We start from the raw sequence: 18,729 nt of genomic DNA, 5'->3' as shown, positions 1-18,729 counted from the left end.
ACAGCGCAACCGTGTGTCGTGACAAATCCTGTCTCCAATGGCTGGCGCCCATCCCACTTTTCGCTACGTCGACCGTGACGGCACGCCGGTCCTCGAAGCATCCGGCACCTGGACCGTGTTCAGCATTCGCACGCTCCGGCGGAGACGGAGGCAGGCATCCCCGGCCGGATCGACCCGCAAACCCCGTTTGATCGATCTCACCCACGTCGAGCGTCTGGATACAGCCGGTGTCCTGGAACTGCTGCAGCTTGCCGGTAACGAGAAGGATATCGAATTTCGGACCCGGGAACAGGGCCAGGCCGATCTGTTCCGTGTCGTGCAGACCAACATGGTGGCGACGCCGCCGGAGCCAAAGGTCAACTGGCTGACGCACTGGCTTGGCGAGGTCGGCCATAGCCTGGTCGACCTCTACCATCAGATCATCGCGCTGTGCGCGTTCTTCGGCGAGACGCTGGTCGTGCTGGCCGGGGCCTTCATGCAGCCCAGGCGATTTCGGCCCACCGCGGTGGTGGGACAGATGTACGAGGTGTGGATCAAGGCGCTCGCGATTGTTGCGGTGCTGTGCTTCCTGATCGGTGTCGTCATAGCCTATCAGGGCGTTCAGCAGCTGCGGCAGTTCGGGGCCGAGACCTTCACGGTCGAAGCGGTCGGAATCGGCATATTCCGGGAACTGGGCGTCCTGCTCACGGCAATCATTGTCGCCGGCCGTTCCGGCAGTGCCTTTACCGCCCAACTGGGAACGATGCAGGTCAATCAGGAGATCGATGCCATGCGCACGATCGGCCTCAATCCCATCGAGTGGCTGGTATTGCCGCGCATCTTTGCCCTGGTGATCTCCATGCCGCTGCTGGTGTTCTGGGGCGATATGGCCGGACTGCTGGGCGGTGCCGTCGCCTGCACGATCTATCTCGATTTCACCTTCGTGCAGTTCTTCGCGCGTTTGCGCGACACAGTGGGAATCTGGAGCTTCTATACTGGTATCATCAAGGCGCCCGTCTTCGGCATGATCATCGCGGCGATCGGCTGTTTCGAAGGCCTGCAGGTGCGCGGCAGCGCGGAGAGCGTGGGGCTGTTGACGACGCGGTCCGTGGTCGAATCCATCTTCTGCGTCATCGTTCTGGACGCGATCTTTTCCATCATCTTCCTGCTGGCAGGCGTGTGATGGCCGACGGTGGACAACTTGTCGACCATCGTAACGGACGGGAGGTGATCGTCAGGCTGCGCGACGTGCGCACGCAGTTTGGCGATCATGTCATCCACGACAAACTCGACTTCGACATGTTCCGGGGCGAGGTCGTCGGGCTGGTCGGCGGATCGGGCTCCGGCAAATCGGTTCTGCTTCGCACAATCATCGGCCTGAATCCGGCCCGCCATGGCCGGATCGAGGTTCTGGGAGTCGATCGCCGTGGCCTGCACGGCAAGGCCGAGCATGATTTTCATGCGCATACGGGAGTCCAGTTCCAGGACGGTGCCTTGTTTTCGTCTCTTACCGTGGCCGAGAACATCATGGTTCCCATTCGCGAGCATGCCGGTCTCGATGAGGAGGCCATGCGCTGCATTGCCGCGCTCAAGATCGCCCTCGTTGGTCTGCCGGCTGATACTGGCGAGAAGAAGCCATCCGAACTTTCCGGTGGCATGCGGAAAAGGGCCAGCCTTGCCCGCGCACTCGCGCTCGATCCGGAACTCCTCTTTCTCGATGAGCCGACCGCCGGCCTCGATCCGATCGGTGCCTCCCACTATGACGAACTGGTCAGGAGCCTGCAGCAGAGCCTCGGCCTCACAGTGTTGATGGTTACCCACGATCTTGACAGCCTGAATGCCATTTGCGACCGGGTCGCGGTCCTTCTCGACAAGCGCGTGGTAGCGGGTACGATGGACGAATTGCTGGCCTACGATCATCCCTGGGTCCGGGAATATTTCCATGGACCGCGCGGACGGGCGGCAGCCCGGCAGAAGGACAAAGCGTCGTCCGATGGAAAATAAATCGCCTTATGTGTTGATCGGCGCGGCGATGATCCTGTTCGTCGCGTCGCTGGTCGGCTTCGTGATCTGGAAATTGCGGGAGGGCGACCAGACCTCCTATGCCTACTACGTCATTCTCTTTTCGGGTGATGTCCAGGGCCTGACCATCGATTCACCGGTCTATTATCGCGGCCTCCGGGTTGGTCGTGTGCAGGACATCGAGCTGACATCGCGGCGCGACGTTCAGCGCAGCACCGGGCGGGAGCGTCTCAGCGAGAAGATCGAAGTCACGGTCGCGGTCGATTCCCACATCGATATCCGTGAACGGTCCTACGCAGTCTTCGAGAAGCCGTTCATCGCCGGCGCCGCCTACATCCAGATCGTGGGGCGTCTCGAATCGGACGAGATCAAGCCGAAGAAGAAGCTCGGCGAAAAGCCGTATCCCGAGATCCGCGAAGGTGCCTCCTTCCTTCAAGCCACCTCGACTACCGCGCAGGAACTCCTGTCCAAGGCGAGTGTGACCGTGGATCGGTTGAACGAGCTCCTGAGCGAGGACAACCTCACCGCCTTCAGCGATACCATGCGGAATATTTCGACCGTGACCGGTGGCATCGCCAAGCAGGATCCTGCGATCCAGTCGACATTGTCCGAGTTGCCGGTCGCAATCGCGGAGTTCCGCAACACCTTTACCAAGCTTGATCGATTGTCCGATACGCTTGGCCTCATGGCCATGGAGCTCGGCCCCCAGGACGAGGCGACCCGCAAGGCGCTGGCGGGCAAGGAGCGCGGTGAACTGGCGAAGACCATCAGCGAGGCCAAGGTCGCACTCGCCAACATCAACGGCGCGGCGAATCAGGTAAACAAGCTGCTGGCAGGAAGCCGCGGCCCGATACAGCAATTCTCCGAGACTGGATTGACGGAACTCTCGCTGGCAATCCGTGAGCTGCGCGAGCTGACGGCCAACCTCAACGTCATCGCCACCAAGCTGGAGCGCGATCCTGCCGGATTCGTATTCAGCGGCAAGCAGGGATACACGCCGAAATGAACTTGCGTTGGGCCATGGTGGCGATAGCAGCCGCCATGCTGCTTTCCGGTTGCCAGCTGATCCAGGCTGCTGAAGAGCCCACGGATCTGTATCAGGTCACTCCGAAGAGCACATTCGATCCGGATTTGCCGTCCGTCCGCTGGCAGCTGGCAGTGGAGGTACCGGCCGCCGCGGCCAACCTCAACACCGGGCGCATCGCGCTCGCCCAATCGCCGACGTCCTTCGACTACTATGCCAAGACGGCCTGGACGGACCGGGCGCCGCTGATGGTCCAGACCCGCATCGTCGACTCCTTCGAGAACACGCGAAAGATCCTGGCTGTAGCCCGTGAGTCGATCGGATTGCGGGCCAATTACGTCCTGCAGCCGGATCTGCGGAACTTCGAGGCGATGTACTTCTATGGCGGCACGCCGATCGTCCATGTGCGCATCGTTGCAAAGCTCGTGCAGATGCCGGAGCGCCAGATCATCGGCGAGGCCACTTTCGAGCGTTGTGTGCGGGCCCGTGCCGACAAGGTGCCGAAAATCGTCGAGGCCTTCGACCAGGCGCTCGGCAGCGTGATCAAGAGACTGGTGGCTTGGACGTTGCGGACGCCGCCGCCGAAAGCGCCGACCGAGTCGACCTATTACGATATCGACAAATATCGCAACCCCGCGAACATGGTGATAGACAGCGCCAATTGCCCGGTTGGCAATGACACCTCAATGGTGCCGCTCGCCGACGAATCCTGAGATCTTTCGCGCGCCCCGTCAGGCGCGCGCCTTCACCATCGACCAGCCGAGATCGGCCATTGCCTTGGCGCGGTTGCCGTACTTCGTGGCCGTCGTCGAGGACGCATTGCCGTCCAGCCCGCGCTTGTAAACGCCCTGCACGATCGCCGCGAGACGGAACAGGGAGAAGGCCAGGTAGAAATCCCAATGGTCGATGCCTGCCCGACCGGTGCGACGGGCATAGGCGGCAAGGTATTCCTGCTCGCTCGGAATGCCGAACGCTTTCAGATCCATGCCAGCGTAGCCGCCGGAGGCGCCGAAGCCTTCGCCGAAATGATACATCATGCAGTTGTAGCCGAGATCGGCCAACGGATGGCCAAGCGTGCTCAATTCCCAATCGAGCACCGCGATGATGCGCGGTTCGGTCGGATGGACGATCGTGTTGCCGAGCCGGTAGTCGCCGTGATTGATGCGCGTCTCGTCACCCGGGGGAATATTCGCCGGCAGCCATTTCTTCAGGAGCTCCATCGACTCGATGTGCTCCGTTTGGGAGAGGTCATACTGGCTTGACCAGCGGGCGATCTGGCGCGGGATATACTGGCCTTCGCGGCCATAATCGCCCAAGCCGACCGCGCGGTAGTCGACGTTGTGGATGCGAGCCAGCACGTCGTTCATCGAGTCGAAGATCTTTCCGCGATCGGCTGGCGAGACATCCGCCATCTTCACGTCGGCGAAGATGCGCCCCGGCAGGAACTCCATGATGTAGAACGCAGTCCCGATCACGCTGTCGTCCTGGCAAAGCGCGTAAGGCTTCGGCACCGGCACGTCGGTGTGGTCCGAGAGCGCCTTGATAACGCGGTATTCGCGATCGACCTGGTGAGCCGAGGGCAGAAGCTTTCCGGGGGGCTTCTTGCGCAGCACGTACATCCGCTCGCTGCCGTCCGTCAGATGGAACGTCGGATTGCTTTGGCCGCCTTCGAATTGGAGAACCCGAATCGGACCACGGAAGCCCTCGACGTTGTCGGTCATATATTCGGCCAGGCGGGCCTCATCGAACAGATGCGCTTCGCGCACTGGTGTAAGGTTCGGCGGCAACTGGGACATCGCTGTGACTTCTCTGTGGCGTTTCCTTAGGAGACGGCTTTTCTAACATCTCCCATCACATTTTCGAGGGATGTTTGTAGGGAGGTCGGCGTAGCGATTCTTAAGGTGGCACCTCGGTGCCGCCGAAACACGCCCAGAGGACCTCATGTCGAAACTTCGCCACATGCCTTACGCGGCGCTGACGGCGGGCAGTCTGCTCGTTGGTGGCGGTGCGTATGCGCAATCGATGTACGGCATCGATCAGCGCCAAGCCGAGCAGCAGCAATGGATTAGCCACGGTGTCAGCAACGGACAACTTACACCGGGCGAGACAGCCCGTCTGGAGCAGGGCCAACGTAGCATCAACCGAGCCCAGTCCTATGCCGAGGCGGACGGCCATGTCTCTCCGCAGGAGCGTCAGCGTATCGACGGCATGACCAACCATGAGGGCCGCGAGATCTACCGCGACACCCACAACGACAGGACGGCTTCCGGTGGTCGTGACGGTTGGGGGCGCGATGGCGGCGGGCATGATCGCGATGCCTGGCGCGGGCGCGACGGCGATCGAGGTCGCGAGGGGTGGGATCGACACGATGCCGATCGGCGCGACTGGAACCGCGACCGCGACGGCTGGGATCGTCGTCAGGCGGATGGCCGGGATTGGGGCCGTGACCACAATTGGAACGGCAATCACTACGGTTGGGACCAGAACAGTCAGCATGGCTGGAATGGCGGTCAGCCCGGACAGCCCACGCCGGGTTCACAGCATTCCTGGAACGGCAATCCCGGTCAGGGCGGATGGCAGCACGGCACCGGCTCGGGCTACCAGGGGAACACGCCTGGCAGCAACGGGTACGGCCAGGCTGGCGGCGGCTGGCAGCATAATGGCGGGGCTCCCGCTACCGGCGCCCCGGCGCCCACGGCCTCGACGCAACACGGCTGGAACAGCGGCCAGCCTCGAACCGTCAGCTATAACGGCGCGGGCTATAACGGAGCGACCTACAACGGCGCCGGTTATGCCGCCAACCGGTCCTACACCAGCGGCGGCTATAACGGCGGCAACTACGGTGCCGGCCATAGCTTCGGCGGACGGCGATAGCCTGGTTGAATGATAGAAGTCGGCGGCTTCGGATGAAGCCGCCGCTTGCGGATCTCAATTGACCTGCCGCGTCCTGTCACTCCAGTAAGCCTTACGCAGCTCCCGCTTGAGGATCTTGCCGGTCGGATTGCGCGGCAGCGCGTCGATGAAGTCGATGGACTTGGGGAGTTTGTAGCCGGCAATGCGTGATCGGGCCCAGTCGATGAGTTCGGCGGCCGTCACGACCGAGCCCGGTTTCGTCACCACCACCGCCTTGACGGCTTCGCCCCAGCGTTCATCGGGCACGCCGATCACGGCTACGTCTGCGACCGCGGGGTGACCGAACAGCGCACTCTCGACCTCGGCAGGATAGATGTTCTCGCCGCCCGAGACGATCATGTCCTTAACGCGGTCGTAGATGTAGAGATAGCCCTCGTCGTCGAGATAACCGGCATCGCCAGTCAGGAACCAGTCGCCTTTGACGGCGCGCGCGGTGGCATCCGGCAGCTTCCAGTAGCCACCCATGACTTGCGGCGAACGCACGGCGATTTCCCCGACCTCGCCCGGCGGGAGGTCGCGTCCATCGTCACCGATGATGCGCAGCTCCACTTCTTTCTGGGCATAGCCGCAGGAAAGAAGCTTCTTGGCATTGGAGGGATCATGGTCTTCCGTCGGCAGAAGCGTGATGGCGCCAGTCGTTTCGGTCAGTCCGTAGACCTGCTGGAAACCGCATCCGAAGACAGCCATGGCCTGCTTGAGCAGCTCTGCCGGAATGGGCGCAGCGCCGTAGACGATGAGCTGAAGACTCGACAGGTCGGTTTCCCGAACCTGCGGTGCCTGGAGCAGAAACAGGATCATGGCCGGAACGAAGAGGGCTACCTCGATGCGATGGCTCTGGATGATATCGAGGATCTGCGCCGGCACGAATTCGCGCACGACATAGTTCGTGGCGCCGGCGTAGAGACCAGCCATTCCCCAGCCCGCTCCGCCAATATGGAACATGGGGAGGCAGACGATGCTGCGTCTGCCGGGCTCGAGCTGCCAGCTCCGCGACCAATATCGGAACATGGAGGCGAAGTTCGAATTGGTGAGCTCGGCTCCCTTGGGGAGGCCCGTCGTACCGCTCGTATAGAACTGGACCGCAGTGTCGGAGGCTTTGGCTGGATGTTGTGGGTCGATGTTCGGATGGCGATCGCGCCAGCGCGCGAAGGGCTCCCATCCGGGGTGGACGCCCGACAGGGCCACGATCTCGCGGACGCTGCGGAGCTGGTCGCGGATCTCGTCGATGACCGGGAAGAACTCCTCTCCGACGAACAGGATCTCGGCATCGGCGTCATTGACGATGTGGAGCACTTCCGGTGCGGCCAACCTCCAGTTCACCGAAACCATGACCGCGCCGACTTTTGACACGCCGAACAGCAGGTCGAAGAAGAGATCGCTGCTCTTGTCCAGGTGCGCCACCCGGGACTGCGGCCGGATACCTTCAGCAATCAAGCCCTGCGCCACTCGATTTGAGGCTTGATGCAGATGGCCATAGGTCGTCGGTCGGCCGTCATGAACGAGAGCGACCGCCGCGCCTTGTCCAATCGCGTGCGTCCGCACGATGTCGGCAAGGCCGACCATCTGCATGCCCATGGTGCGCTACTCCCTATCCTGTCTTATGGCGTCTGGAGTGCGACGGATTGGGAGTGATTTCAAGAGTTTGATCGCCTAGTCTCGCCTTCGAGAAAGGTCTTCTGGGGTGTCATGGGCAAGCGAATACTGGTGACGGGCGGGGCGGGCTTTTTGGGCTCACATCTCTGCGAACGGCTGCTGCGGGCCGGGAACGACGTGCTGTGCGTCGACAACTACTTCACCGGCAGCAAGGACAATGTCGCTGCCTGTATGGACAACCCGCATTTCGAGCTGATGCGTCACGACGTGACCTTTCCGCTCTATGTCGAGGTCGACGAGATCTACAATCTCGCCTGTCCGGCTTCGCCCATCCACTATCAGCACGATCCGGTGCAGACGACGAAGACCAGCGTGCATGGCGCCATCAATATGCTCGGGCTCGCCAAGCGCGTGCGTGCCAAGATCTTCCAGGCCTCGACCAGCGAGGTCTATGGTGACCCGACCGTTCATCCGCAGGTCGAGAGTTATCGCGGCAACGTCAATCCGTTGGGACCGCGTGCCTGCTACGATGAAGGCAAGCGTTGCGCCGAGACCCTGTTCTTCGACTACTGGCGCCAGCACAAGCTGCGGATCAAGGTCGCCCGCATCTTCAACACCTACGGTCCCCGCATGCATCCGAACGATGGGCGCGTGGTCTCGAACTTCATCGTCCAGGCGCTGAGGGGCGAGGACATCACCATCTACGGCGACGGCATGCAGACCCGCGCCTTCTGCTATGTCGACGACCTGATCGAGGGATGGATCCGCCTGATGGACCATACGGCCGACGACTTCACCGGCCCGGTCAATCTGGGCAATCCAGTCGAAATGCCGGTCAAGCACCTCGCGGAAAAGGTCCTGAAGCTCGTGAACGGCAAATCGAAGCTGATCTTTCAACCTCTGCCGGTGGACGATCCCATGCAGCGTTGCCCGGATATCACCCTGGCGCGGGAGAAGCTTGGTTGGGAACCGAAGGTGGCCCTCGATGAAGGCCTGACGAAGACCATCGCCTATTTCGATGGTCTGCTGAAGAGCAACAAGGCTGTCAGCCGCGTCGGCCGCTAGGGCTGCTGCGGGCCTGCACCGACAGGCCCGCTCTTTATCTGGCCGTTACTGAGCGGCAACGGCCCGCGGCAGAGCATTCACCACCGAGGCCTTGCCGGAGGCGATTTCGTCGTAGATCCACTTGTAGGTCTTGGCCATGCCATCCTCGAGGCGGATCGACGGTGCCCAGTGCATCAGCTTCTTGATCAGCGTGTTGTCACTGTTGCGGCCGCGCACGCCCTTGGGCGCGTTGAGATTGTAGTGCCGCTTGAGCTTCACGCCGGCGATGTTCTCGACGATATCGACCAAGCGATTGATGCTGACCAGCTCGTCGCTGCCGATGTTCAGCGGCTCGATGATGTCGCTCTGGGCCAGCTTGATCGTGCCCTCGGTGCAGTCATCGATATACATGAAGGAGCGGGTCTGTTCGCCGTCACCCCAGATCTCGATCTCGTGCTTGCCGGAAAGCTTGGCCTGGATGACCTTGCGGCAGATCGCGGCCGGGGCCTTCTCGCGACCGCCGTCATAGGTGCCTTCCGGCCCATAGACGTTGTGATAGCGGGCGACGCGGGTGGCGATGCCGTAATCCTCGCGGAAATGACGGGCCATGCGCTCGCTGAAGAGCTTCTCCCAGCCGTAACCATCCTCCGGCAGCGCGGGATAGGCATCCTCTTCCTTGAGGGCAGTGACGTTGGCGTCGGTCTGCTTGTCGCCGTTGTAGACACACGCGGAGGACGAATAGAAGAACCGCTCGACACCGGCTTCCTTGGCGGCGACCAGCATGTGCGTGCTGACCAGCACCGACAGCATGCACTCCGCCTTGTGGGTTTCGATGAAGCCCATGCCGCCCATATCGGCGGCCAGGTTGTAGACCATGCGGGCGCCCTTGGCCGCGGCCCGGCACGGCTCGAGCAGGGCCAGATCGCCGACTTGGTTCTCAACGCCCGGGGTCTTTTGATACCACTCGTTGAGCGGCTTCACATCGACTGCGCGGATCTTGGTGTGGCCGCGTTGCTGGAGCACCCGAACCAGATGGCCACCGATGAATCCACCGGCGCCGGTGACGACCACAAGATCATCCTTGGACATAGACAAAGCCTTTCGATCGACGCGTGAGGGGCAAATTGCCTGAATTTTCAAAGACTTGCGACCAAGTCGCCAGCCGTCGCGGGGTCCCGGACGACCGGAACCTCTGCGCGGAGTGTCCGTTTGCGCGCGCAAAGCGCGGCCGTCAAGCTGTCCGACGTTCCGAAGGAGCCCGGTGCCTGTCATGGTCACAGAGTTGGCGCAAAAAATTGCAGTGATCTTCGAGGCTTAGAGTCGATCTTTATTGGCTCCGCCGCGGCGCCGCACTTGCGTTATTTTCACGGCGGGAGATAACTCAGCCGGGATGACCTACATTCTCGGACTGAACGCCTACCACGCCGATGCTGCGGCCTGCCTGGTCAAGGATGGGGAGCTGGTTGCCGCCGTCGAGGAAGAGCGGTTTCGACGCATCAAGCACTGGGGCGGATTTCCGAGCGAGTCGATCCGCTATTGCCTGGCCGAGGCCGGGATATCCTTGGCGGACGTGGCGCATGTGGCGGTCAATACCGACAACCGCGCGCACCGCTGGCGCAAGCTCGCTTTCATTCTCACGTCCGGCATAAGCCCCAGCTATGTGCTGAAGCGCCTTCAGGCGCGCCGCGAACGTACCGACATTGCCGGCAACCTGCGCGATCATCTGCCTGAGCAGGAATTCCGCGGCACCGTCCACGCCGTGGAGCATCATCTTTGCCACTTGGCGTCCGCGTTTCTGGTGTCGCCATTTCCTCGAGCCGTAGCGGTGTCGGTAGACGGATTCGGCGATTTCTCGTCCGCCGCCTGGGGCTTGGGCGAGGACAGCAGGCTAGCCGTCGACGGGGGTGTGTACTTTCCCCATTCGCTGGGCGTGTTCTACGAGGCCATGACCCAGTTCATCGGCTTCCCGCATTACGGTGACGAATACAAGGTGATGGGCCTTGCTCCCTATGGCGAGCCGCATTTTGTCGACCAGATGGGCGATCTGATTTACCTGAAAAACGACGGCACTTTCGAACTCAATCTCCGCTATTTCCGCCACGCTTCGGGCCAGGGGGCGAACTACGAGGTGAAGGACGGCATCCCATCAGGCGGACAGCTTTGGAATGAGCGCATAACCGGATTGCTCGGGCCAGCCCGCGATCCATCGGCGCCGCTCGAGGACCGTCACCGCGACATCGCCCGCTCCGCCCAGGCGACCTACGAGAAGGCCTTTTTCAATCTGCTGGGTGCCGTGCACAAGCGCTACGGGACGGACGCCGTGGTGCTGGCAGGCGGTTGCGCCTACAATTCCGTGGCCAACGGCAAGATCTTCGAACAATCGCCGTTCAAGAAAGTCTACATCCAATCGGCGGGCGGCGATGCCGGGGGATCGATCGGCGCGGCCTTCGCAACCTGGCACAAGGTCGAGGGCGACAAGGCACGCCGCCATTTCGTGATGGATCACGCCTATTGGGGGCCGTCGGCGACGCCCGCCCAGATCGCCGGCGCGATCGCGGCCCGCCAGTCCGACTTCGACGCCGAACATTGCACGATCGAGCAGATCGACGATGAAGCGGCACTGTGTGCGCGGACAGCGCAGGCGATTTCCGAAGGCAAGGTCATTGGATGGTTTCAAGGACGCCTGGAATGGGGACCGCGAGCGCTTGGCAATCGCTCGATCCTGGGCGACCCGCGTCGCAGTGACATGAAGGACATCCTCAATCTCAAGATCAAACGTCGCGAGTCCTTCCGGCCTTTCGCTCCCTCTATTTTGCGGGAGTCGGTGAAGGACTGGTTCGAGACCGACGACGACGTGCCTTTCATGATGCAGGTGTTCAAGATCCGGTCGGAGAAGCGCAAAGAAATCCCGGCCGTCACGCATGTCGACGGGAGCGGCCGATTGCAGACAGTCACGAGGTCAGCCAATCCACGCTATTGGGCATTGATTTCCGCGTTCCGGGAGCTCTCGGGCGTGCCGATCGTCCTCAACACCAGCTTCAACGAGAACGAGCCGGTGGTCTGCAAGCCTGAGGAAGCCATCGACTGTTTCCTGCGGACCAAGATGGACGTGCTCGTTCTGGGCGACACCTTCATCTCGCGATGATTGCGTTGGTCGTCAACGGCACGCGCCATGACGTCGACGTTCCGGCGGACAAGCCACTGCTTTGGGTCTTGCGGGAAGACCTGAACATCGTTGGACCCAAGTTCGGTTGTGGCGTCGCCGCGTGCGGCGCCTGCACCGTGCATGTCGACGGCCAGGCGGTGCGTTCCTGTTCCCTCCCGGTCGGCGAGGCGGCGGGCAAGGCCGTGACAACGATCGAAGGACTGGGCAACGGCCGACTGCACGCCGTGCAGCGGGCCTGGATCGAAGAGCAGGTACCCCAATGCGGTTACTGCCAGCCGGGCTTCATCATGGCGACTGCCGCGTTGCTTAGGGACAAGCCACGGCCGACCGACGCCGATATCGACGAGGCGCTGACCAATATCTGCCGCTGCGGCACCTACAGCGCCGTCCGCCGCGCGGTGCATCGGGCGGCAGCGATCATCGGAGGGGCGTCGTGAAACTCAGCCGGCGCAAGGCGATCATCGGCGGGATCGTCGGTGCTGGCTTTGTCGGCGCAGGCTGGTGGTTCGCTCAGGAGCAGGACCGGCTCGGGCATCGCGGTCTGTTCAATATCAAGCCGGGCCAGGCTGGTCTGAACGGTTGGGTCAAGATCGGCAGAGACGATTCGGTCGTCGTTGCCGTGCCACGGTCGGAAATGGGGCAGGGCGTTCAGACCGCGTTGGCCATGCTGGTCGCCGAAGAGATGGATGCCCGCTGGACGCAGATGCGCGTCGAGGACCCGCCGGACGATCCCGTCTATCGCAATGTCACCGTCCTGCTCGATGCGCTGCCATTCTCGCCGGAGCAACACGGCGCACTGGTCGATGGGGCGCATTGGGCCACGGACAAGGTCGCGGGTATCCTCGGAATATCGATGACGGGCGGTTCGACCTCCGTGCGGGACGCGTTCGTTCCGATGCGCCTGGCGGGGGCGGTGGCACGCGCCCTTCTTTTGCGCGCTGCAAGCCGGAAAGCGGCGATCGCCGTCGACGAATTGACTGTGTCGGAAGGAGAGGTCCGGCGGCGCGACGGCGATAGTGTCGCCCGTTTTGGCGAGCTGGTGGATTTCGTCGGCGACCTGGAGCCAGTGCCCGCGCCGGGCCTCAAGAACCCCGCGGATTTCCGCCTTCTCGGCAAGCCATTGCCGCGCATCGATGTACTGGACAAAGTTCAGGGCGCGGCGACATTCGGTATCGACGTTCGCCAACCGGGACAACTCTACGCAGCGATCCGCAATGCACCGACTTTCGGGGGCGCCGCCATTGCCTTCGATGTCAAAGGAGCGCTGCCGAAAGGCATCGAAAAGATCGTCATCGTTCCGGGTGGCATCGCTGCGATCGGCACGAGCTGGTGGCGGGCGAATAAATTCCTGGACGAGGGCATCGCCATAAAATGGCAATCTGGGCCGGCCCCGACGCTCGACAGCAAAGCGCTCTGGGCGGAGTACCAAGGCCTCCTGGAAACAGGATCTGTCGCGCTGAGGCGAACCCTCGGGATCGAAGCCAAACCAATGCAGAGCCAGGCGCTCGACGCCGTCTATCGTGCGCCCTACCTGGCACACGCAGCGATGGAGCCGGCAAACTGCACGGCGCGCGCCGACGGACAGAGAATCGAAATCTGGATGCCCAATCAGGCCCCGACACTCGTCCGGAAGGCGGCCGCGCAAATGGCCGGTGTCTCCACCTCCGATGTCACGGTCCACACGACCTTTCTCGGGGGTGGATTTGGCCGGCGGTTCGAGACCGACCTGGTTCGCCAGGCCGTCGTATGTGCCCTCGCGGTGCCAGGACGACCGGTACAGGTTCTGTGGTCTCGCGAGGAAGATATCCGCCACGATTACTACCGGCCGATGGCGCTCGCGCGCTGGCGAGCGGAGTTCGACATGTCGGGACCTGCACCGCGCCTCACTGCGGTGACGAAACGGCAGGTTGGCCAATCGTCGAGCGACGCTTTCACGACCCGCGCCTTTGGTCTGCCGGCGTCGGATCAACCGGAGGGCAACGCTGTAGAGAATCCGCCGTATGATTTTCCCTTCTATCGGCTGGAAGCCGTGGTCACGCAGGGCCCCGTGCCCGTCGGCTTTTGGCGGTCGGTCGGGCATTCCCACAGCACTTTTTTCGATGAGAGTTTCATCGACGAGGTGGCGCACGCCCTGAAGAAGGATCCTTTGGCTTTCCGCCGAGAGCTGCTCGCTGGCAAGCCACGCCACCTCAAGGTGCTGGAAACCGTGGCACGCGAAGCGAAATGGGGAACACCCTTGCCGGCCGGCAGCGGTCGCGGCATCGCGCTGCGGGCCTCCTTTGGATCGATCGTTGCGCAGGTCGCGGAGGTTGCGGTCGTGGGCCAGTCGCTCCGCGTCGAGCGCGTCACCTGCGCCGTGGACTGTGGTCTGGTGGTCAATCCGCAGATCGTGCGCATGCAAATGGAAAGCGGCATCATTTTCGGTCTTTCGGCGGCTCTCCATGGCGAGATCACGCTGTCGGACGGTGCAGTCGAGCAAGCGAACTTTCCGGATTACGAAGTCGTGCGCCTGGCCGATTCGCCCGTCATGGCAGTGCACATTGTCGACAGCGGTGCCGCCGAGCCCGGTGGCGTTGGTGAGCCCGGTATGCCGCCTATCGCTCCGGCCGTGGCAAATGCGATATTCGCTGCGACCGGAAAGAGACTGCGGAACCTACCGCTGCGGCTGGCGTAGCAGATGGCGTAAAATTCCAGGAAATGTCGGAGTCATATATGCGCGTGTTGGTCGCCGGTGGTGCTGGGTATATCGGATCGCACACATGCAAGGCACTTGCCGAGGCCGGACATACGCCGATCGTCTATGACAGTTTTCATACCGGTCACGACTGGGCGGTGAGATGGGGGCCGCTCGAGCATGGCGATATCAACGATGGAGCCGGCTTGTCAGCCGCCATCCGCAAGCATCGCCCGGAAGCCGTGATCAACTTTGCCGCCTTAGCCTATGTCGGTGAGTCGAATACAGAGCCTACGAAATACTACCGTAGCAATGTAGGGGGCATGATCACGCTCCTGGAGACGATGCGGGCGCACGATATCGGCACCATGGTCTTCTCGAGCAGCTGCGCAACCTATGGCGTGCCGGCTCATCTTCCGATTGTCGAGAGCACCCGACAGGATCCGATCAATCCCTATGGCCGCTCCAAGCGTATGGGAGAGGAAATCCTGAGGGACGCCTGTGCCGCGCATGGTCTGGCTGCAATTGCCTTGCGCTATTTCAATGCCGCTGGAGCCGATGCAGACGGCGACCTGGGAGAGGAGCACGATCCCGAAACCCATCTCATCCCGCTTGTCCTGCAGGCGGCATCCGGTGTTCGGTCCCACATTTCCATCTTCGGCACCGACTATGAGACGCAAGATGGCACTTGCGTTCGAGACTACGTGCATGTCGCGGATCTGGCGGCAGCTCACGTCGCGGCGTTGTCCGTCTGCCAGAAGGGCCAGTTTGGCGCCTACAACCTTGGCACTGGTCAAGGGGCCAGCATCAACCAGGTCATCGAACGGGCGCGAGAGATCACCGGACGGCCGATCAAAGCCGTCGCCGAAGGTCGCCGGCCAGGTGATCCCCCCGTTCTGGTTGCTGATGCCTCGCTCGCCAGGACAGCCTTGCAATGGACGCCGACGCAATCCGGCCTCGACAACGTGATCGAGACGGCGTGGCGCTGGATGAGCGATTATCGAGAGCGCAGAATCGAGGCGAAAGCCGGCTAAGATCAGGCATGGAATTCATCGACAACGTCACGCCGCTTCTCATCACCTACAATGAGATCGAGAACATCGAGCGCACCCTGGCGCCGCTCGGGTGGGCGCACCGTATCGTCGTGGTCGACAGCGGCAGTACGGACGGAACGCTGGATATCCTCAAGAAGGATTCGCGAATCGAAGTCTACTACCGACCGTTCGACAGCTTCGCCGAGCAGTGCAATTTCGGCTTATCGAAGATCACCAGCGAATGGGTCCTGTCGCTCGACGCCGACTACGAGCTCAGCGAGCCACTGGTTGCGGAGCTCCAGACCCTGTGGCCATCAGACGCCCATGGTGGCTTTCGCGCCCGATTCACCTACCGCATCTATGGTCGATCCTTGCGGGGATCGCTCTATCCGCCGCGCGTGGTGCTCTATCGCGTGAGCCGCGGACATTACGAGAACGAGGGCCACGGCCACCGGGTGAGGATTTCCGGCGAGGTATCCGACCTCAGGGCGCCGATCTATCACGACGACCGCAAGCCCTTGACGCGATGGTTGGGGTCACAACTGAAGTATGCGCAGCGGGAGGCGGTTCATCTGATCGAATCGCCAAGCGACCGGCTGACCATGGTCGAAAAAATCCGAAGGATGGGATGGCCCGCGCCCATTCTCGTCTTTTTCTACGTGCTGATCGCCAAGGGCGCGATACTCGACGGCATTGCCGGTTGGTTCTATGCCTTCCAGCGACTTTTTGCCGAGGTCCTGCTGGCGTTGGAACTGCTCGATCGCCGGTTGTCCCGAGCGCCTGCCAAAAAGGCTGGTGCCGGGTGAGGGATTTGAACCCCCGACCTTCGGTTTACAAAACCGCTGCACTACCGCTGTGCTAACCCGGCGTTCCGCGCCTCCTCCTACCAGCGTTCACACGCGAAGTCATGGGCGATGGAGCCCTTGACGTCGACAGGCCCATTCATAGGCCGCCACCGCTGCAGCATTGGAGACATTGAGGGCCGCAAGGGCAGCCGTGGTCGGGATCGTCACCAGCCGGTCGCACTTCTCAGCAGTGAGGCGCCGTAATCCTTCGCCCTCGGCGCCGAGGACGATGCCGACCCGTCCGCGGAGGTCGACCGTTCCAATCGGCGTGTCGCCGCGCTCGTCGAGGCCGTATAGCCAGAAGCCTGCCTCCTTGAGCTGGTCGAGCGTGCGGGCCAGATTGACGGCGCGCACGAGTGGCACCAGTTCGAGGGCGCCCGAGGCCGACTTTGCCAATACGCCGGTGTCGGCGGGGGCGTTTCTTTCAGTGACGACCAGACCGGCGACGCCGAAGGCAGCCGCTGATCGTAGGACGGCTCCGACATTGTGGGGATCGGTCACCTGGTCGAGGACGAGGACGAGCGCGTCCTCCCCGCAGCGCGCCAGGATATCCTCGAGTGCAGCTTCTTCCAGCGGGGCGACAAGCGCCGCCATGCCCTGGTGCACGGCGCCCGGCGGCAGCCGCTGCGCCAGTTCCTCCCGTGTTACGACTTGGACGCGATTGCCGAACTCAGCCGCATGGCGATCGGCTATATCCTTGGTTGCCAGTATTTTTTCGACCCTGCGATCCGGATTGGCGAGAGCCGCCAGGACAGGATGGCGTCCGTAGAGCCAGGTTGGCTGACGGCCAGCGCGGGCTGGCCGAGGGGGACGCGGAGGACGGTGGCGCATAGGCGACTTTTATGGCGACAGAGAAAACGGGGCAAATGGAGCGAGAAGAAGGAATTGGCCCTTGACGTAACTCATTGGATTTGCGAGCAACGCCCGCCCGTTACGGCGGGCCGAACAGGCTTATCTCGCGCTGCGTGCCGCAGGTTCGGAGGGGTGGCCGAGCGGTCAATGGCAGCAGACTGTAAATCTGCCGACTTCGCGTCTACGAAGGTTCGAATCCTTCCCCCTCCACCAACGGACTCCAGTGTGCGATAGCCCTGTTTCGAAGTTGCGGGTGTAGCTCAATGGTAGAGCTCCAGCCTTCCAAGCTGGCTATGCGGGTTCGATTCCCGTCACCCGCTCCAGTTTTTTAGGCTGGCCACTTTTCGAGGCCGGATTGTCGAAGACTGAAAGAATCACGAGGGTCGTGGCACCATGACGAAGGCGAAGTTTGAGCGGAACAAGCCGCACTGCAACATCGGCACGATTGGGCATGTGGACCATGGGAAGACGTCGCTGACGGCGGCGATCACGAAGGTGTTGGCGAAGACGGGCGGCGCGACGTTCACGGCCTACGACCAGATCGACAAGGCGCCTGAGGAGCGTGAGCGGGGGATCACGATCTCGACGGCGCACGTTGAGTACGAGACGACGAACCGTCACTACGCGCACGTGGATTGCCCGGGTCACGCGGACTACGTGAAGAACATGATCACGGGCGCGGCGCAGATGGACGGAGCGATCCTGGTGGTATCAGCGGCGGACGGTCCGATGCCGCAGACGCGGGAGCACATCCTGCTGGCGCGCCAGGTTGGCGTTCCGGCGCTGGTCGTGTTCATGAACAAGTGCGACATGGTGGACGATCCGGAGCTGTTGGACCTGGTCGAGCTTGAGGTTCGCGAGCTTCTGAAGAGCTACCAGTTCCCGGGCGACGACATTCCGGTGATCCGGGGTTCGGCGCTGATGGCGCTTGAGGACAAGAACCCGGAGTTGGGCGAGCAGGCGGTGCTGAAGCTGATGGCGGAGGTTGACCGCTACATTCCGCAGCCGACGCGCGACAAGGACAAGCCGTTCCTGATGCCGATCGAGGACGTGTTCTCGATCTCGGGCCGCGGCACGGTGGTGACGGGCCGCGTGGAGCGTGGCGTTGTGAAGGTTGGCGAGGAAGTCGAGATCGTCGGCCTGAAGGCGACGACGAAGACGACGGTGACGGGTGTGGAGATGTTCCGCAAGCTGCTGGACAGCGGCGAGGCGGGCGACAACATCGGGGCGCTGCTGCGCGGCGTTGGCCGTGAGGACGTGGAGCGCGGTCAGGTCCTGGCGAAGCCGGGCTCGATCACGCCGCACACGAACTTCGAGGCCGAGGCGTACATCCTGACGAAGGAAGAGGGCGGCCGTCACACGCCGTTCTTCACGAACTACCGTCCGCAGTTCTACTTCCGCACGACCGACGTGACGGGGGTGGTGACGCTGCCGGCGGGGACGGAGATGGTGATGCCGGGCGACAATGCCCGCATGGTGGTGGAGCTGATCCAGCCGATCGCCATGGACGAGGGCCTGCGCTTCGCCATCCGCGAGGGCGGACGCACCGTCGGCGCCGGCGTCGTAACCAAAATCGTCAAGTA

The 18,729-nt window shown here is 62.4% G+C and carries 16 protein-coding genes and 3 tRNA genes; 14 read left to right on the top strand and 5 right to left on the bottom strand.

Features of this window, described 5'->3' with window-relative positions; genetic code table 11:
* Positions 1-187: 187 nt before the first annotated feature.
* From B5D62_RS18775 to B5D62_RS18760, 4 genes are read left to right on the top strand one after another with little or no spacing between them, the layout of a single operon-like run.
* On the top strand, positions 188-1,162 hold the full coding sequence (locus B5D62_RS18775; RefSeq protein WP_170921018.1) for an MlaE family ABC transporter permease: 975 nt from the start codon (positions 188-190) through the stop codon (positions 1,160-1,162).
* Positions 1,162-1,983 carry an ABC transporter ATP-binding protein gene (locus tag B5D62_RS18770; RefSeq protein WP_085935475.1) on the top strand — a complete coding sequence of 274 codons (822 nt, stop codon included), beginning with the start codon at positions 1,162-1,164 and terminating at the stop codon, positions 1,981-1,983. The genes B5D62_RS18775 and B5D62_RS18770 overlap by 1 nt, the downstream gene beginning before the upstream one ends.
* Positions 1,973-3,007, top strand: a complete 1,035-nt coding sequence (locus B5D62_RS18765) for an MlaD family protein (protein WP_170921017.1) — start codon at positions 1,973-1,975, stop codon at positions 3,005-3,007. Before B5D62_RS18770 ends, B5D62_RS18765 begins: the two co-directional genes overlap by 11 nt.
* Positions 3,004-3,738 (top strand): ABC-type transport auxiliary lipoprotein family protein, encoded by a 735-nt coding sequence (locus B5D62_RS18760; RefSeq protein ID WP_085935473.1) that lies wholly within the window; start codon positions 3,004-3,006, stop codon positions 3,736-3,738. Before B5D62_RS18765 ends, B5D62_RS18760 begins: the two co-directional genes overlap by 4 nt.
* Positions 3,739-3,756: 18 nt before the next feature.
* On the opposite strand, the gene B5D62_RS18755 is transcribed toward B5D62_RS18760, so the two are convergent.
* Positions 3,757-4,821, bottom strand: a complete 1,065-nt coding sequence (locus B5D62_RS18755; RefSeq protein ID WP_085935472.1) for a phosphotransferase — start codon at positions 4,819-4,821, stop codon at positions 3,757-3,759.
* A 145-nt stretch (positions 4,822-4,966) separates the two neighbouring features.
* Between B5D62_RS18755 and B5D62_RS18750 the strand changes: the two genes are divergently transcribed.
* Positions 4,967-5,899, top strand: a complete 933-nt coding sequence (locus B5D62_RS18750) for a tellurite resistance TerB family protein (RefSeq protein ID WP_085935471.1) — start codon at positions 4,967-4,969, stop codon at positions 5,897-5,899.
* Between the two features lie 54 nt (positions 5,900-5,953).
* On the opposite strand, the gene B5D62_RS18745 is transcribed toward B5D62_RS18750, so the two are convergent.
* Positions 5,954-7,513 carry a fatty acid--CoA ligase gene (locus tag B5D62_RS18745; protein WP_085935470.1) on the bottom strand — a complete coding sequence of 520 codons (1,560 nt, stop codon included), beginning with the start codon at positions 7,511-7,513 and terminating at the stop codon, positions 5,954-5,956.
* 111 nt (positions 7,514-7,624) lie between these two features.
* Between B5D62_RS18745 and B5D62_RS18740 the strand changes: the two genes are divergently transcribed.
* Positions 7,625-8,596, top strand: a complete 972-nt coding sequence (locus tag B5D62_RS18740; RefSeq protein WP_085935469.1) for a UDP-glucuronic acid decarboxylase family protein — start codon at positions 7,625-7,627, stop codon at positions 8,594-8,596.
* Positions 8,597-8,641: 45 nt separating this feature from the next.
* Here B5D62_RS18740 and B5D62_RS18735 read toward each other — a convergent pair whose 3' ends face one another.
* Positions 8,642-9,664 (bottom strand): NAD-dependent epimerase/dehydratase family protein, encoded by a 1,023-nt coding sequence (locus tag B5D62_RS18735; protein ID WP_085935468.1) that lies wholly within the window; start codon positions 9,662-9,664, stop codon positions 8,642-8,644.
* 301 nt (positions 9,665-9,965) lie between these two features.
* On the opposite strand from B5D62_RS18735, the gene B5D62_RS18730 reads away from it, so the two are divergent.
* The 5 genes from B5D62_RS18730 to B5D62_RS18710 all read left to right on the top strand — a co-directional run bounded on the left by B5D62_RS18730 (position 9,966) and on the right by B5D62_RS18710 (position 16,255).
* A complete protein-coding gene (locus tag B5D62_RS18730) occupies positions 9,966-11,720 on the top strand; it encodes a carbamoyltransferase family protein (protein ID WP_085935467.1) in 1,755 nt (584 codons plus the stop codon).
* Positions 11,717-12,178 (top strand): (2Fe-2S)-binding protein, encoded by a 462-nt coding sequence (locus B5D62_RS18725; protein ID WP_085935466.1) that lies wholly within the window; start codon positions 11,717-11,719, stop codon positions 12,176-12,178. The genes B5D62_RS18730 and B5D62_RS18725 overlap by 4 nt, the downstream gene beginning before the upstream one ends.
* A 227-nt stretch (positions 12,179-12,405) precedes the next feature.
* Entirely contained in the window at positions 12,406-14,415 is a 2,010-nt protein-coding gene (locus tag B5D62_RS18720; protein WP_231714879.1) for a xanthine dehydrogenase family protein molybdopterin-binding subunit, read from the top strand.
* Positions 14,416-14,453: 38 nt separating this feature from the next.
* Positions 14,454-15,449: a UDP-glucose 4-epimerase GalE gene (gene galE / locus B5D62_RS18715; RefSeq protein WP_085935464.1), complete on the top strand. Its 996-nt coding sequence runs from the start codon at positions 14,454-14,456 to the stop codon at positions 15,447-15,449.
* A gap of 8 nt (positions 15,450-15,457) precedes the next feature.
* Positions 15,458-16,255 carry a glycosyltransferase family 2 protein gene (locus tag B5D62_RS18710; RefSeq protein ID WP_085935463.1) on the top strand — a complete coding sequence of 266 codons (798 nt, stop codon included), beginning with the start codon at positions 15,458-15,460 and terminating at the stop codon, positions 16,253-16,255.
* On the opposite strand, the gene B5D62_RS18705 is transcribed toward B5D62_RS18710, so the two are convergent.
* Together B5D62_RS18705 and rlmB are read right to left on the bottom strand one after the other, a co-directional pair.
* Positions 16,243-16,317, bottom strand: a tRNA-Thr gene (locus tag B5D62_RS18705). The two genes, B5D62_RS18710 and B5D62_RS18705, sit on opposite strands and share 13 nt — an antisense overlap.
* A gap of 37 nt (positions 16,318-16,354) precedes the next feature.
* Entirely contained in the window at positions 16,355-17,125 is a 771-nt protein-coding gene (rlmB, locus tag B5D62_RS18700) for a 23S rRNA (guanosine(2251)-2'-O)-methyltransferase RlmB (protein ID WP_085935462.1), read from the bottom strand.
* Between the two features lie 147 nt (positions 17,126-17,272).
* Between rlmB and B5D62_RS18695 the strand changes: the two genes are divergently transcribed.
* The 3 genes from B5D62_RS18695 to tuf all read left to right on the top strand — a co-directional run.
* Positions 17,273-17,359 (top strand) — tRNA-Tyr (locus B5D62_RS18695).
* Positions 17,360-17,395: 36 nt separating this feature from the next.
* Positions 17,396-17,469 (top strand) — tRNA-Gly (locus B5D62_RS18690).
* 70 nt (positions 17,470-17,539) lie between these two features.
* Positions 17,540-18,729 (top strand): elongation factor Tu (tuf, locus tag B5D62_RS18685; protein WP_085935461.1); only part of this gene is annotated, 1,190 nt, incomplete at its 3' end.

The sequence above is a fragment of the Enhydrobacter aerosaccus genome, assembly GCF_900167455.1.
Taxonomy (GTDB): Bacteria; Pseudomonadota; Alphaproteobacteria; order Reyranellales; family Reyranellaceae; genus Reyranella; species Reyranella aerosaccus.
Note: the sequence above shows the minus strand (reverse complement) of the source record. Positions and strands in the feature narration are given on the sequence as shown.